Genomic DNA, 14,090 nt, shown 5'->3' on the forward strand with positions numbered 1-14,090 from the left:
TTAGCGCCCCTGGGCCGCCACTGCTTCGGCACGCTGCCTCGCATGCTTGGTGCCGCCTATCTCGGATAGCTTGATTGCCACGTGCTCTGAAAACACATATTCGGCCGGCCTTTGCTTGTCCAGCAAAATATCCGGCGCCATCGCCCCTTTGGTACGGACACCGCGTAGGCTGACGCCCATTGCCTTGAGTGGGTGCGCTATCGTATCCGCCACCGCAGAGGCCTCGTAGCCGCTGTGTACCATGCAGTCTGCGCATTTTTCATAATTGCCGGTGCCGTAGGCATCCCAGTCGGTTCCATCCATCAGTTCGCGAAAACTATTGACGTAGCCTTCGCCCAGCAGGTAGCAGGGCCGCTGCCAGCCAAATACCGTGCGGGTAGGATTGCCCCATGGAGTGCAATGATAGGTCTGGTTGCCAGCGAGAAAATCCAGGAATAGTGAAGACTGGCTGAAGGCCCAGTTCTTGCCGCCGCGGCCCAGCTCCAATATGTCGCGGAACAATTGCCGGGTCTTGTTACGTGCAAGGAAATGCTGCTGATCAGGAGCACGCTCATACGCATAGCCTGGCGAAACGGTAATCCCGTCCACGCCTATTCCCTTCAGCGTGTCAAAGAAGCTCGCCACCTGCGCCGGTTGCGCGTTATTGAAAAGAGTGCAGTTGATGTTGACCCGAAATCCCCTGGCCTTCGCTGCGCGTATTGCCTGCACTGCGCGGTCATACACGCCCGGTTGGCATACCGATGCGTCATGCATATCGCGGTCGCCATCCAGATGCACTGACCAGACGAAATAAGGATTGGGCTGATACTGGTCGAGTTTCTTTTCCAGCAGCAGCGCATTGGTGCACAGGTAGACAAAGCGCTTCCTGGCGATGATGCCTTCCACGATAGCCGGCATGTCACGATGCAGCAGCGGTTCACCACCGGCGATGGACACGACCGGCGCACCGCATTCATCCACTGCATCCAGGCATTGCTGGATGGACAGCCGCTGGTCCAGTATGGGATCGGGATAATCGATTTTTCCACAGCCGGAACAGGCCAGGTTGCAGCGGAACAGCGGCTCCAGCATCAAGGCCAGAGGATAACGCTTACGGCCCGCCAGATGCTGTTTTACAACATAGGCGCCCACACGTGCTACCTGCAGAAACGGTATAGCCAAGGGTTTCTCCTTGCTAAGAGGTTAGTCGACTGTAGAAACTGGATCTGCCAGTTCGGCCGGCAGGCGGAACTCGGCATGCTCTATCTCTCCGTCCATGGTGGAAATATCTACGGGACCGAAGCGGCGCAAGGCTGCCAGCACATCTTCCACCATGGCTTCCGGGGCAGAGGCGCCGGCGGTAATGCCCACCACCTGTGCATCCCGCACCCATGCCGGGTCCAGCTCACTGCCGTCGGCAATCAAATAGCTGGGCACGCCGCTCTCGGCACCGATTTCGCGCAGGCGGTTGGAATTGGAACTATTAGAGGCTCCCATGACCACGATCACGTCCACCAGCTTGGCGAGTTTGCGTACAGCAATTTGGCGGCTTTGCGTGGCGTAGCAGATATCACGCGTCTCAGGGCCTATCAGGTTGGAAAAGCGCTTGTTCAAGGCGGCAATCACGTTGCGGGTATCGTCCACGCTCAGTGTTGTCTGGGTCACATAGGCGACGGGAGCATCATCAGGCAAGTCGAGCAGGGCGACCTCGGCTTCATTTTGTACCAGGATGACCTTGCCGGGAATCTGGCCCAGGGTACCTTCCACCTCGGGGTGGCCGGCATGGCCTATCAGGATGACGGTGCGGCCGCTTGCGGCATATTGGCGGCCTTGATGATGTATTTTTGCGACCATGGGACAGGTCGCGTCGAGGACATGCAATTGACGGTCCCGCGCCTCTGCCTCTACTTCTCTGGATACGCCGTGCGCACTGAAGATGGTGACCGAGTGAGGGGGAATGCCGTCCAGGGATTCTGTAAAGTGAGCACCCTTGCGCCGCAGGCCATCCACCACATGCTTGTTATGTACGATTTCGTGGCGGATGAAAACGGGCGTTCCATACTTGAGCAGTGCGCGGTCGACGATTTCGATCGCACGAACTACTCCGGCACAAAAGCCGCGTGGCTGGGCAAGAATCACCTGCATACAAACCCCTCTTTCCGAAATCCGGTCGAATGTGTCTGATACAAAAGCAACACTTTTACAAAATAGCATTTAGTATATACCTGTGCCGTGTTCTTTGTTTCGCTGATTGTTGCGCAATATAGTGTATTTCAATAGGGAAATTTGGTGATGCTTGAAGACGATATCCTGGTAACCGGAGCGGCAGGTTTTCTTGGCTCTGCTGTAGTTAGGCAGGCTTTGAGCCGTGGCTTGCGGGTGCGTGTGCTGACTCGTCCGTCCAGCCCCCAGCGCAATCTGGAGGGCTTGCCGGTGCGCGTCTTCATGGGAGATATGCGGGATGCTGCCATGATGTCGCAAGCCTTGTCGGGCGTGCGCTACCTGTTTCATGTGGCCGCCGACTACCGGCTTTGGGCGCGCGATCCTGAAGAGATAGTGCGTACCAATACTGCAGGCACAGAGACGGTGATGAAGGCTGCGCAGCAATGTGGCGTGGAGCGCATCGTGTATACCAGTACGGTCGCCACCTTGCGTGTGGCCGGAGCAACAGCGCCGGTATCGGAAGACGCCAGGCTGGAGGCAGGCGAGGCCATCGGCGCCTACAAGCGCAGCAAGGTCCTGGCAGAACGCTGGGTAGAGCGTCAGATTGCCGACACAGGCTTGCCTGCCGTGATTGTCAATCCTTCCACCCCCATAGGTCCACGCGATGTGCGGCCCACGCCCACGGGCCGCATCATCCTGGAGGCTGCAAGCGGCAAGATGCCGGCTTTCGTCGATACAGGGCTGAACCTGGCGCATGTGGACGATATCGCCGAAGGACATTTTCTGGCGCTGCATCAGGGCAGGGTAGGCCAGAGCTATATCCTGGGCGGGGAGGATGTCAGCCTGCAGCGTATGCTGGCCGACATTGCAGAGCTGAGCGGCCGCCGCGCTCCCACCGTGCAGTTGCCTCGCTGGCCGCTGTATCCGCTGGCCCACGCGGCCGAGGCTGTGGCCAGGGTCACCGGGCGCGAACCTTTTATCACGGTGGACGGGCTGGATATGTCCCGTTATAAGATGTACTTCAGTTCCGGTAAGGCAAGGCAGGAACTGGGTTATCAGCCACGGGCCTATCGCGCAGGATTGCAAGATGCGCTGGCATGGTTCAAGGCCGAGGGTTACCTGAACTGAAAGCAGCTAGGAACATGTTCTTGCCATCAGGAATTGGTGCCGGGAAAATCCTCCGTTGGTCTGCTAAGCCAGCAGGCGTGACGCCAGCCGCGCCAGTCGTGGCACAGTCTCCGGCCGTAGCAGGCGTGCATCGTAACCTGCCATGCGCCGCGCATTTTCCGCAAGGCAAAGTTCGATCAGAGCGCGCGGCGATAAAGCCTCGCCCACTGAAGCCGAACCATTCATCGTAAAGTTTGCATCTTGTGCTGCACCGTCGGAATCGATGCCACGTGCTATGCCTATGCGCTCCCAGATCAGGAAGGCCCAGACGCGCATTACCTTAAGCGCGAACCACGGGCGTCGCCACCATGGAAGCTGGCGACGGTACCAGGCAGCCCAGTTGACGAAGAACAAGATATGGCGGCCTTCTTCCTGTATGACGGGCTCAAAAGTTTCCACCAGTTCAGCAGGAAAGAAACCGGAGCGTTTTGCGGCGGCGAACAGGCCAAAGGCGAAGAAGCTGTCTATGCACTCGCTGTAACCGGTGACCAGCCATCCCCATTCCGGATCTGCCGGAGGCGGATAGGCAGGTTCCGGGGCCAATGGAATGCCATAGGCTTGCACCAGTTTGGATAGCACTACTTTGTGGCGGGCTTCCTCTGCGCCATCCATCTCCAGCGCGCGACGCAACAGGGGTTCCTGCACGGTATCGGCAAAAGTTTGTACCCGGATTGAGGCGCGGCCTTCGGTTTGTACTGCAATATCCCAGATCGGTAGTGACTTGACATGCTGCAGCGCGTCTGGCGATAGCGCGGGCCATGCAATGACGGCCGGCTTGTAGGGATTGTGTGTTTGCAGCAGCATCTCGCAAAACATCTGCAGGTGGCGGCGGGAGCCTATGCGGACCGGCTCGGGCGATGCATCTGCCCAGTGGCGCATCGCATGGTCTGCTTGTTCAACGGCGTTTCGGTCGAACGTGGTAAATATAGGTGCTGTCTTTGTTTCGCCGTCAGCATCGGCGCTGGTGTAGCGGCCCCTCGCCGCTAGCTGATCTGCCATCCTGTCCCCCTGACTTTTTGCCTGGATTATTGGTGCAAATTAAATATTAACCCATATCGTTTTCAGGTGGCAGCCGGATGCCGGGGATGATTTTTTTTAATATCCGGATTTACAACAGTATTCGGCAAATTTTTACGTTGGGCAGACAGGGTTGATTAAATGTTCAATATTTATTTACTCTGATAAAACGCCGACGGTGATTTGCCGAAAGTTTTTTTGAACATTGCGGAAAATGCCGACTGGCTGGTGTAGCCCAGCTTGCTGGCAACCTTGGACAGGGGTAATCCGTTGGCAATCAACGAGGTGGCACGGGTCAGGCGCATCTGTTGCCGCCATTGGCCAAAGGTCAGGCCCAGGTCCTGCTCAAACAGGCGGGACAAGGTGCGCGCAGAAGCGCCTACCTGCAACGCATAATCTTCCAGGGTCAGTGCCGATGCGGGATCGGCGATCAGGCTCTCGCATAGGGTTTTCAGCCTCTTGTCATGCGGCATCGCCAGATGCATGGGCAGGGTTTCTGCATGGACGATTTCATCCAGTATCACCTGCACCAGATGATCTTCCCTAGGGCCTGCCTGGTTGACGTTCTCTATGCTAAGTATCAATTCACGCAATAGCGGCGACACTTCCAGCACGATGCAGTGGTCGGACGGAAAGGGGATGTAGCCGGCATAGCTGTAAAGCGCGCGCAGACGGGCGTCTTCCATCGTGCGTATCTCATGCACCATGTTCGGCGGTATCCAGATAGCGCGCAGGGGAGGCACAAACCAGGTGTTGTTATCGGCAATCACATGCAGCATGCCTTCGCGTGCATAAGTAAGCTGCCCCCACGGATGGCTATGCGGCCTCAGGATTTGTTGTGCGAGCAGATCGCGCGCCACCATCCTGATCTTGCGCTCCGCTGTCGGCGTGGTATCGCTGGGTGGCGCATTGGTATGTTTGATGGGGACGATGGGCATGGCGGATTTGCGATAAATGATATGGCTTTATCTTAAATCAGACAAGGAAATCCTGCTTGTTTCTTTGCAAAATACAAACAGGGCGGGGGTGCCCCATTTTTTATCCGGGACTGACAAACACATAGAAAGAGCCAACAAAATGCCGGCCGCATTCAACAGGCCTTGTTCTGGTCGGGCGGCAGGGGACCCGGCCCATCCAAAACAGCACGCAAATTCTAGTTTTATCAGGCGAGGCAGTCCAGAATTGATGGAGATGCTATTTGCCGGCTGGCCGTTTGCGAAGCGGCCACTCAAATGGCTATTTATGAAATGAGTTCCAGTTCTCTCATCTCTCCTGGCCGCAAGGCCATGCATTTTTTCTAAGGGCACTTCTATGAAAATGCGGGCATCTTTAGCGTTTATCGCCGCTGTATTGTCTCTCCAATCAGCACTATTGCATGCGGCTCCGGCTGCCGCGCCTCAATCTGCAACCAAGCTGACTTTTGGCGACGCCACCACTCTGTTTATTGCTGACTGGAAAGGAGTCAGAATTTATGCGCTCCCGGTTGCGGTGAAAAGTCCGGCAGGCAAGCCGTTTAATCTCAAGGATATCCAGGCGGCGATAGCGGCAGCCTTACAGGTACCGCAGACCTCGCTGCGCTTCGAGGATCTGGCCGTGCAGCCAGGTAGCGAAGTAGCCTATGTGGCACTGACGGTAAAGCATGGGAAATCCAGTTCGCCGGCGATTGTTTCCGTTGACTCCCAGGGCAAGGTCAGTCGAGTCGATTTGCGTAAAACATCTTCCTCAGTGGCGATTACCGATCAGCCATCTGCCAGTGAATCGTTCTGGCGCGATCTTCCTGCGCAAAGCCTTACGGTCACCGATATGAAGTTCTACCAGGGCAAGCTGTATGTCGCGGGTTTGTCCAATCGCAGTTTTGCATCGACCCTGCGGATCTATGATTTCCCCTTCCAGGGTAATGCACGCGCGTCGACCATAGAGATGTACCATCCGGTGCATAATCAAATTGAGACGCGCGCTCCTATACGATCAATGGTTGTGATGCAGGTGGGCGGCGAGGCCAGCCTGGTTGCGGCCTACACTTGCACTCCGCTGGTGACCATTCCGTTGAAGGATTTGCAGGATGGCGCGCACATCAAGGCAAAGACGGTGGGCGAGCTGGGTTGGGGCAATGCCCCGGTAGGCATGGTCACCTATAAGCAAGGTGATATGGATTACGCATTGATTGCCAATTCCAGCCGTTCGGCTGATTTGCTGACGCTTTCTGATATCACGGATGGCGCATCCAAGCCAGGCCTGACGACACCGATTGAAGTGCCTGCCAAACCGTATGCCGGCGTAAAAGCCATCATGACGCCATTGTCTGCAGTCATGCGTATTGATAATTTGAATGACAACCTGCTGCTTGCTTTGCGGCGTGATACGACTTCAGGAGACATGCAACTGGTATCCATTCCCAAGGGGGCATACCTGCGCTTGAGCGACTTTGTGAACGAATACGACTTCCCCGACTACCAGTATCCGGCCGGCGACAAGTTCCACGATTTCCATAAATTTGCGCGTGGCATAGAGGGCTATTCAGAATTGGCTCGATAACGGGCGAGGGAATAATGAAAATGCGTCAGCGCTTGTTGTCCCCCATTACTTGCCTGCTAATCGCCATTTCATTACTCGCTGTCTGTGCATCGGCGGCTACTTTTGCGGCGCCACGGCTTACACCGTCCGGCAATGAGATACCCGAAAACATATTGCGTATAGAGTTGTATCTGGATGCGCCGCTGGCGGCGCCTTTGGACATGCGCCATGTAAAATTGCTTGATGCTGCAGGCTCACAGATAAACGATGCGTTTCTCGATGTGCCGCTATCCGGCAGGGATGGGATGAGCGTCTCCATCCTGATGCATCCGGGGCGCATCAAAACCGGTGTCGGCCCTAATTCCAGCATAGGTATGGCCTTGCGTCAGGGGCAGACGGTAAGTCTGGAAATCGATGATCCTCAGTTGCAAAGTCCGGTAAAGAAAACCTGGATGATTGGTCCGGCGCTTCGGCAACGGATAGACTCGCAGCAATGGATTATTCAGGCCCCCACTGCTGGCGGACGAAAGGCGCTGCATGTTGATTTCCGCACGGCGCTGGATGCAGGTGCTGCCCAATTGATCGCTGTTGCTGCACCGGACGGCCGCCGGATGGCTGGCAAATTTGCACTTGAAAATGGAGAAGCAGGATGGCGATTTACTCCGTCGTCTCCCTGGCGTGCCGGGATCTATGAATTGCGGATTCATCCGGATATGGAAGACCCTGCCGGTAACCGCCTGTGTTCCGCCTTTGAGTCAGTGGAACAAAGCACCGTGGCTTGCGGATCGGAGGTCCGGCTGAAGTTTTCGGTACCTTAACATTGCACGGAAAAAAACGGTGGCAAGATAGGATTTGCCGCTAATTTTCTTGATTGTTCCAGGCGTCCCAGTAAGGCGGAGTTCCTATCGCAGTTTGCAGGCAGGCAGCGAATTCTTTCAATTTTGCCGATGCCCTGCGGCCCTCGGGATGCGCTACATAGATCGACTCTTCCGGCGCTTCCATCCCTATGTCGATCACAGCCAGATCGCCTTTTTGAATTTCAGCACCGGTGATGAAGGTGGGAAGCAGGGCGATGCCCAGTCCTGCCAGGACCGAGTCTCGCATCACGTCGCCATTGTTGACACGCAATGCGGCGGAGGTGCGTACAGTGATGGGGCCGTCATCGCTAATGAAACGCCAGTCTGATAGTCCACGGTTGGTATAGAAAACGCCACGGTGATTCTTCAGGTCTTCGATACTGCCCGGTGTGCCATTCCGCGCAAGATATTCCGGTGATGCGACCAGCATGCGCCGGCTTGGCGCCAGGTGCCAGGCCACCAGGCGTGAATCTTCCAAGGGACCGTGCCTGACGACAGCGTCATAGCCGTCGGCCGCTGCATCAACGCGGCGGTCATTCAAATCCAGCGTTAGTTCAAGCTTGGGATATTTTTCTAAAAAGGAATAGATCGCCGGCCCCAGATGCATACGCCCGAAAGTCACCGGCGCGGATATGCGTAAAGGTCCGATCAGGCTGCCGCGACGCTCCGCCATGTCCGCTTTGGCCTCTGCAACTTCACACATAATGCGCTTGGCCCTTTCCAGAAAAGCCCCTCCGTCTTCGGTGAGGCTAATTTTCCGGGTCGTGCGATGCAGCAGGGTTGCGTTCAGTGTTTTTTCCAGATCTGCAAGCCTTTCGCTGACCACTGATTTTGACAGTTGCAGGCGTCTTGCGGCTTCACTGATGGATCCGGATTCGGCAACTGCGACAAAGCCGGCGATGCCTTCAAGTTTTAACATTTTTTGGAGTTGGAAAAGTAAGAATCTATGTTTTGCACTAGCATGTGCGGCAGCCACGAATCCATGCGCGCAAGCCTGTTGCGCCCATTTCAGCACTTGCATACCAGCTTTTCTGACAAGTGCGAAGTATAGATTCATGCACCCAGGATCTACTTGAAATTTTATGACTGACTGCATCAGTATTATTCAATATGAGCGGCAGCAATTGCAGGGAAAAGCCTTTGCATCCAGGCCAGTTTCCAGGCGGGCAGCATGCTGCAAAGCATGTCAAAATTTTTTGAACGGTGAACAGCACGTACATACTAGTCAACGGATGGTGCTGAAGACTACTATGCTGCGTAGGTATGAAAAAAATTTGAGACCTGTCACACGAAGATTTTCTAGATAAAGAAAAGGGCTGATGATGAAACGCAAGCTTTTGTTTGTAATGGCAATGCTTGGACTTGTGCTGACGGCGGGTATGGCGGGAGCGGCTGCTCCTTCCTTGCCTCCCGGTTTCAAGACACAGACCGTCACAACGGGTGACGGAGTGGGTATCTTTGTGCGCTCGGGTGGAACCGGGCCGGCGGTGATACTGATTCATGGTTTTGGCGACACCGGCGATATGTGGGGGCCCTTGGCGAAAGAACTGGCCAAGACGCATACTGTGATCGTGCCGGATCTGCGGGGCATGGGGCGTTCATCCAAGCCTGCTTCAGGTTACGACAAGATGACGCAGGCCGGCGATATGCGGGCGGTGCTCGCCAAGCTGGGGCAGGATCGTTCGGCTGTGGTCGGGCATGATATCGGCACCATGGTGGCATATGCCTATGCAGCCCGATATCCGGACAAGGTGGACAAGCTGGTGGTGATGGACGCTCCCGTTCCCGGCGTGGCGCCGTGGGACCAGATCATCCTCAGCCCGCAATTGTGGCACTTCAATTTTGGCGGTAAGGATGCGGAGCGGCTGGTCGCCGGCCGCGAACGCATCTATCTCGACCGGTTCTGGAATGAATTTGCAGGCGATCCATCCAAGATAGACGAAGCGACTCGCGCTTACTATACGAAGCAATATGCGCAAGCCGGTGCGATGCGGGCGGCATTTGCACAGTTCAATGCGATAGCTGCCAAGGATGTTGCCGACAACCGCGTCGCCGCGCAGACCAAGCTCCCCATGCCTGTGCTTGCCATCGGCGGTGAAAAATCCTTCGGCCCGAATATGGCCGGCGTCATGCGCAATGCCGCGGTGAATGTGCAGCAAGAAGTGGTTCCCGGAGCGGGGCACTGGCTGATGGAAGAGAGCCCTGAAACGACGATAGGGCTGATCAAGAAATTTCTGGATGGCGCTCCATAGCGCGGATAGACTCGATGTCTCCTGCATTGCGACAGCAATGCTTAAGCCTTGCCTGGGTGGACCGGCAAGGCTTTTTAACATTCTGCATTCTGCATCCTGCGCTCTGCATGCTGAAGCAGCACCTGATATTAGCCATTGCAAACAGGCGGCGTTTGATTAATATGGAGGCAACAGGCATTCCAGATCAAACCCGACACTACAAGGCCCTATCATGAGTTTTTTCACCTGCGATATTTGCGATGCCAATGAAGACAAGCTTGCCACCGGCGAGCTGAGAGTACTGCCGCCCTTGTTCATGAAATTCGGTCGCCAGGGCAAGTTCCTGGGGCAGGCAGTGACGCTGAAAGTGTTTGAGGAAAACTCCCTGGTCAGGACCAAGCTGGAGAGCCCGGGGAATGGGCAAGTGCTGGTGATAGATGGCGGCGGCAGTATCCGTTGCGCGCTGGTAGGCGGCAATCTTGCCAGTCTTGCGCAACAAAACGGCTGGGTCGGCATTATTGTCAACGGTTGTGTGCGCGATGTGGAGGAAATCAACGCCTGCAATATCGGCGTGAGAGCATTGGCGTCTTTCCCCGTGCGTAGCGCCAAGCGTTCCACAGGGGAGCAGGACGTGCGCATCAGCATCGCGGGTGTTGCCATCCAGCCCGGCGACTGGATCTATGCCGATGCGGACGGCGTCCTGGTGGCCTCGGAGAATCTGCTTAAATAAGCTCTATGCTAGGCAAGTTCAGGTAGCTGCTTTCTCGTATCGTCGTGACGAAGTCGCTCAGATAGGATTTGCCTGACATTTCGGGCAGGCAGGCTGCATATAGCTTGCCGGTCAGCCCGTCTTTGGTAATGCGTTTTTGCATCACGTAATCGCGATTCACATAGTTTTGCGCTGCCCACACGGGCAGGGTGGCTATGCCACGGCGGCTGGCGACCAGTTGCAGCATTGCCACTGTCAATTCCGTCGTTCTTCTCGCTGCCGTATCCACGCCGGCAGGTTTCAACACCTGGCGTACCACGTCCAGCATATCATCCGGCACCGGATAGGTAATCAGCGTATCGGTGGCAAAGTCCTGGGCCACCAGATAGTCGCGGCTGGACAAAGGATGCTCCTTGGCCAGCAGCGCGACGATTTCAAAGCGGAACAGCGGGTGGTAATCAACTGTCTCCGCATGGTCAATCTCCGACACGATGGCGACATCGGCCCTATGCTCATACAGCAGGCCCACCGGGTCTGCCTGGAAACCCGAGACGATATCCAGCTCTACCTCAGGCCAGCGTTGGCGGAACACATCCATCGCCGGCATCAACCAGTCAAAGCAGGTGTGGCATTCCACCGCAATCCTGAGTTGCCCGGCAACGCCCTGCGCCATGCGGGCCAGATCCCGCTCCGCGTTGGCGATCTGCGGCAGCACGCTGTCGGCCAGTTGCAATAGTCGCTCTCCGGCCGGGGTAAAACGTATGGGCGTTGACTTTCGTTCAAAAAGTGCCGTGCCGTGATGATCTTCCAATAACTTTATCTGGTGCGAGAGCGCCGACTGGGTCACGTTAAGCAAGGTTGCCGCACGCAGCAGATTGCCTGCCTCGCGCAACGCGTGCAGGGTTTTCAGGTGGCGGAATTCGAGGATGGAATGCATGGCAGTGGGAAAAATTGATTATGAATTAAATTCAAGTTGATTCTTAATATTTATCGTTTGAATCATAATGGAGGATGTCCGATGATGGCAAGCAATGAATCATCAATGGATTTGCGGGTATGTCCGCAAACCGTCAACATCGGAGAAAAGCATGGCATCGGCACATATATTGGGGTTTCCGCGCATAGGTGCTCAGCGTGAGTTGAAATTTGCACAAGAAGCTTTCTGGCGTGGAGAACTGTCTGAGGCCGCATTGCGCGATGTAGGTGCTGATCTGCGTGCACGCCATTGGAAGCTGCAAAAGCAAGCCGGCCTGGATGCGGTAAGCGTGGGCGATTTTGCCTGGTACGATCAGGTGCTCAATACCCTGGCTTTGCTGGGCGGACTGCCTACCCGTTTTGGATTTGATGCAAAAAATCTGACTCTGTCCGAGTACTTCACCCTCGCGCGCGGCAATACACAGCATTTCGCGATGGAAATGACCAAATGGTTCGATACCAATTATCACTATCTGGTGCCCGAGTGGACTGCCGACAGCAGCTTCGACCGCGGCGTCGATTGGCTGTTTGATGAACTGGCAGAAGCCCAGGCACAGGGACACCGGGCAAAACTGACCCTGATTGGCCCCGTCACCTTGCTGTATTTGGGCAAGATCAAGGGGGGGCTGGCGCATAAATTGGACTTGCTGCCAAAGCTGCTCCCTGCATATCAGCGCGTGCTGGCGCGTCTGCAGGCAGCGGGCGTTGAATGGGTACAGATAGACGAACCTGTGCTGGCGCTGGATCTGGACGCCACATGGAAATCGGCATTCACACCCGCCTATGCAGTGTTGAGCCCGCAAGCGCCTAAGCTCCTGCTCGCCACGTATTTTGAATCAGTGGCAAACCATGCTGATTTACTGCACAGCCTTCCTGTAGCCGGCCTGCATGTGGACCTGATCCGCGCGCCGCTGCAAGCACAGTCCTTGCTGGCAAACTGGCCAGCGGGGCGTGTGCTGTCGGCGGGCGTGATAGACGGCCGCAATATCTGGCGCGCAGATTTGTCCGAGGTGCTGAAACGGCTGCAGCCGCTGAAGCAGGAGCTGGGTGAGCTGTTGTGGTTAGCGCCTAGCTGCTCCTTGTTGCATGTGCCGGTTGACCTGTCATCCGAAACATCGCTGGATGAAGAAGTGAAAAGCTGGCTGGCGTTTGCGACGCAAAAGCTGGACGAGATCGTTGCCCTCAAATGCGCGCTGAACGGACAGGCTGCGCAAGTGCTGCCGCACTTTACTGCTTCCCAGATTGCCATCCATAGCCGTAATGTATCCAGCCGCATTCATAATCCGCTGGTCAAGAAGCGGGTAGAAGAGCTGGCGGAATCGGATGCGCAGCGCCGTAACATATTCGGTGAGCGCATAGTCAAACAGCAGGCACGATTCAAGCTGCCGCTGTTTCCGACTACGACAATAGGATCCTTTCCTCAAACCAAGGCCATACGCCAGGCGCGTGCTGCGCACAAGCGCGGCGACCTGGGGCATCTGGAGTATCTGGATGCGATGCGTGAAGAAATTCGTCTGGTGGTGGAAAAGCAGGAACAACTGGATATTGACGTGCTGGTGCACGGCGAGCCGGAACGCAATGACATGGTGGAATACTTTGGCGAACAGCTATGGGGTTATGGTTTTACGCTGAACGGCTGGGTGCAGAGCTATGGCTCGCGCTGTGTCAAACCGCCTTTCATCTATGGCGATGTATATCGCCCCGAAGCGATGACAGTAGGCTGGAGTGAGTTTGCGCAAAGCCTGACCAGCAGGCCGATGAAAGGCATGTTGACCGGCCCGGTTACGATGCTGCAATGGTCCTTTGTGCGCGACGATCAGCCGCGTGAAACCACGGCGCTGCAGATTGCGCTGGCATTGCGAGACGAAGTCTGCGACCTGGAAAAAGCCGGTATAGGCATGATACAGATAGATGAGCCCGCTTTCCGTGAAGGTTTGCCGCTGAAATCCGGCGACTGGCCGCATTACCTGGATTGGGCAGTGCGCGCATTCAAAGTCAGCGCCTGCGGCGTCGCTGACGAGACTCAGATACACACGCATATGTGCTATTCCGAGTTCAATGACATCCTGCCCTGGATCGCCGCGATGGATGCCGACGTGATTACGATAGAAACCTCGCGTTCCGATATGGAATTACTGGACGGTTTCGGCGAATTCGCCTATCCGAACGAGATCGGCCCTGGCGTGTATGATATCCACTCGCCGCGCGTGCCGCGCATGCTGGAAATGCAAAGGCTGTTGCAAAAGGCGAGGGAAGTGATACCTGACCGGCGTCTGTGGGTCAATCCGGATTGCGGCCTGAAAACGCGCGACTGGCCGGAAACGATCGCGGCGCTGGAAAACATGGTGCAGGCAGCCAAGCTGCTACGTGCCTCGCTGGCAGAGCATGAGGAGCATGAAGGTAATTGTTGCTGAGTGCTCCAGCACGCTTATGCGTGCTTTCAGTGCTGTGAAATGAAGAGTCCCTGTTTGCCGTAGC

At 56.0% G+C, this 14,090-nt stretch carries 12 protein-coding genes; 6 read left to right on the forward strand and 6 right to left on the reverse strand.

Translation table 11 applies throughout. The features are described from left to right. Positions 1-1,161, reverse strand: coding sequence for an adenosyl-hopene transferase HpnH (hpnH, locus tag IEW12_RS26860; protein ID WP_188569227.1), 1,161 nt, complete (start codon positions 1,159-1,161; stop codon positions 1-3). 21 nt (positions 1,162-1,182) lie between these two features. Further along, on the reverse strand, positions 1,183-2,124 hold the full coding sequence (gene ispH, locus IEW12_RS26865) for a 4-hydroxy-3-methylbut-2-enyl diphosphate reductase (protein WP_188569228.1): 942 nt from the start codon (positions 2,122-2,124) through the stop codon (positions 1,183-1,185). Positions 2,125-2,271: 147 nt separating this feature from the next. Between ispH and hpnA the strand changes: the two genes are divergently transcribed. Beyond that, on the forward strand, positions 2,272-3,270 hold the full coding sequence (gene hpnA, locus IEW12_RS26870) for a hopanoid-associated sugar epimerase (RefSeq protein ID WP_188569229.1): 999 nt from the start codon (positions 2,272-2,274) through the stop codon (positions 3,268-3,270). A 63-nt stretch (positions 3,271-3,333) separates the two neighbouring features. Here the strand turns inward: hpnA and IEW12_RS26875 are convergent, their stop codons facing one another. Together IEW12_RS26875 and IEW12_RS26880 are read right to left on the reverse strand one after the other, a co-directional pair. Next, complete coding sequence (locus tag IEW12_RS26875) at positions 3,334-4,188, reverse strand: ferritin-like domain-containing protein (RefSeq protein WP_188569357.1); 855 nt, start codon at positions 4,186-4,188, stop codon at positions 3,334-3,336. 290 nt (positions 4,189-4,478) lie between these two features. Further along, on the reverse strand, positions 4,479-5,264 hold the full coding sequence (locus tag IEW12_RS26880; RefSeq protein WP_188569230.1) for an AraC family transcriptional regulator: 786 nt from the start codon (positions 5,262-5,264) through the stop codon (positions 4,479-4,481). Positions 5,265-5,676: 412 nt separating this feature from the next. On the opposite strand from IEW12_RS26880, the gene IEW12_RS26885 reads away from it, so the two are divergent. Together IEW12_RS26885 and IEW12_RS26890 are read left to right on the forward strand one after the other, a co-directional pair. Further along, on the forward strand, positions 5,677-6,861 hold the full coding sequence (locus IEW12_RS26885; RefSeq protein ID WP_229751378.1) for a hypothetical protein: 1,185 nt from the start codon (positions 5,677-5,679) through the stop codon (positions 6,859-6,861). 14 nt (positions 6,862-6,875) lie between these two features. Further along, positions 6,876-7,658: a hypothetical protein gene (locus IEW12_RS26890; protein ID WP_188569231.1), complete on the forward strand. Its 783-nt coding sequence runs from the start codon at positions 6,876-6,878 to the stop codon at positions 7,656-7,658. 40 nt (positions 7,659-7,698) lie between these two features. Here IEW12_RS26890 and IEW12_RS26895 read toward each other — a convergent pair whose 3' ends face one another. Next, positions 7,699-8,616, reverse strand: coding sequence for a LysR family transcriptional regulator (locus tag IEW12_RS26895; protein WP_188569232.1), 918 nt, complete (start codon positions 8,614-8,616; stop codon positions 7,699-7,701). A 403-nt stretch (positions 8,617-9,019) separates the two neighbouring features. On the opposite strand from IEW12_RS26895, the gene IEW12_RS26900 reads away from it, so the two are divergent. Both IEW12_RS26900 and rraA read left to right on the forward strand, forming a co-directional pair. Beyond that, positions 9,020-9,949 (forward strand): alpha/beta fold hydrolase, encoded by a 930-nt coding sequence (locus tag IEW12_RS26900; protein WP_188569359.1) that lies wholly within the window; start codon positions 9,020-9,022, stop codon positions 9,947-9,949. Between the two features lie 211 nt (positions 9,950-10,160). Then, positions 10,161-10,658, forward strand: coding sequence for a ribonuclease E activity regulator RraA (gene rraA / locus IEW12_RS26905; RefSeq protein WP_188569233.1), 498 nt, complete (start codon positions 10,161-10,163; stop codon positions 10,656-10,658). Here rraA and IEW12_RS26910 read toward each other — a convergent pair. Next, on the reverse strand, positions 10,651-11,574 hold the full coding sequence (locus tag IEW12_RS26910; RefSeq protein ID WP_188569234.1) for a LysR family transcriptional regulator: 924 nt from the start codon (positions 11,572-11,574) through the stop codon (positions 10,651-10,653). The genes rraA and IEW12_RS26910 overlap by 8 nt on opposite strands. A 151-nt stretch (positions 11,575-11,725) precedes the next feature. Between IEW12_RS26910 and metE the strand changes: the two genes are divergently transcribed. After that, the gene (gene metE / locus IEW12_RS26915) at positions 11,726-14,026 is read left to right on the forward strand and encodes a 5-methyltetrahydropteroyltriglutamate--homocysteine S-methyltransferase (protein WP_188569235.1); all 2,301 of its coding nucleotides are present in this window, start codon (positions 11,726-11,728) and stop codon (positions 14,024-14,026) included. Positions 14,027-14,090 lie beyond the last annotated feature (64 nt).

This window comes from Parundibacterium terreum (assembly GCF_014636315.1).
GTDB classification, from domain to species: Bacteria; Pseudomonadota; Gammaproteobacteria; order Burkholderiales; family Burkholderiaceae_D; genus Undibacterium; species Undibacterium terreum.

Excerpts from the sequence above, each read along its gene's own strand:
- ispH (WP_188569228.1), bottom strand. The coding sequence starts at position 2,124 with ATGCAGGTGATTCTTGCCCAGCCACGCGGCTTTTGTGCCGGAGTAGTT.
- hpnA (WP_188569229.1), top strand. The coding sequence starts at position 2,272 with ATGCTTGAAGACGATATCCTGGTAACCGGAGCGGCAGGTTTTCTTGGC.
- IEW12_RS26875 (WP_188569357.1), bottom strand. The coding sequence starts at position 4,188 with ATGCGCCACTGGGCAGATGCATCGCCCGAGCCGGTCCGCATAGGCTCC.
- IEW12_RS26880 (WP_188569230.1), bottom strand. The coding sequence starts at position 5,264 with ATGCCCATCGTCCCCATCAAACATACCAATGCGCCACCCAGCGATACC.
- IEW12_RS26890 (WP_188569231.1), top strand. The coding sequence starts at position 6,876 with ATGAAAATGCGTCAGCGCTTGTTGTCCCCCATTACTTGCCTGCTAATC.
- IEW12_RS26895 (WP_188569232.1), bottom strand. The coding sequence starts at position 8,616 with ATGTTAAAACTTGAAGGCATCGCCGGCTTTGTCGCAGTTGCCGAATCC.
- IEW12_RS26900 (WP_188569359.1), top strand. The coding sequence starts at position 9,020 with ATGAAACGCAAGCTTTTGTTTGTAATGGCAATGCTTGGACTTGTGCTG.
- rraA (WP_188569233.1), top strand. The coding sequence starts at position 10,161 with ATGAGTTTTTTCACCTGCGATATTTGCGATGCCAATGAAGACAAGCTT.
- IEW12_RS26910 (WP_188569234.1), bottom strand. The coding sequence starts at position 11,574 with ATGCATTCCATCCTCGAATTCCGCCACCTGAAAACCCTGCACGCGTTG.
- metE (WP_188569235.1), top strand. The coding sequence starts at position 11,726 with ATGGCATCGGCACATATATTGGGGTTTCCGCGCATAGGTGCTCAGCGT.